The sequence below is a fragment of the Gordonibacter pamelaeae 7-10-1-b genome (assembly GCF_000210055.1).
Classification (GTDB): Bacteria; Actinomycetota; Coriobacteriia; order Coriobacteriales; family Eggerthellaceae; genus Gordonibacter; species Gordonibacter pamelaeae.
Window position 1 is genome coordinate 3,324,333 of record NC_021021.1, and the last position, 540, is coordinate 3,324,872.

The following is a 540-nucleotide window of genomic DNA, read 5'->3' on the forward strand; positions in this document are numbered from 1 at the left end:
CCGCGGAAAGACGCTCTGGTGCGCGCAGTGCGGCACGTCGTGGGAGGTCGAGCGCGTGCGCTGCGCCCGCTGCGGCACGCAGAACCAGGCGCACCTGCACTACTACAACGTGGAGGGCGACGACGCCCACCGCATCGCCACCTGCGACGAATGCGGCGGCTACCTGCGCACCGTGTACGCGGACGACGCGCTCGCGCCGTTCTCGTTCGAGGTGGAGGACGTGATCATGGCCCGGCTCGACGCCATCGCGGCCGAGCGGGGCTAGGGAAGGGGGGACGCATGGCCGTCATCGAGTACCGGGCAGCGGCGCCGCGCACGACGGCCGAGCGGCCCATCCGCATATTCCTGAACGACGCGCCCGTGGCGGTGAGCCAGGGCAGCCCATACGACCTGGCGGAGCTCGCCGTGGGCTATCTCCTGTCCGAGGGCCTCATCGCCGACCGCGAGCGCTTCGTGGAGGTGACGGCCGACCCGGAGGCGGCGGCCGTGTACGTGGCCAGCGGCGAGCGCGCCGCGGAGGGCTACGTGCCGCTGCACCGG

General features: G+C 72.8%; 1 protein-coding gene and 1 pseudogene. Both read left to right on the plus strand.

Annotated elements, in window-relative coordinates:
* Nucleotides 1-265: pseudogene (locus tag GPA_RS15255) on the plus strand (formate dehydrogenase accessory protein FdhE domain-containing protein); the annotation flags it as partial.
* A gap of 14 nt (nt 266-279) precedes the next feature.
* A partial coding sequence (locus GPA_RS15260) for a formate dehydrogenase accessory sulfurtransferase FdhD (RefSeq protein WP_041239761.1) occupies nt 280-540 on the plus strand: 261 nt, incomplete at its 3' end.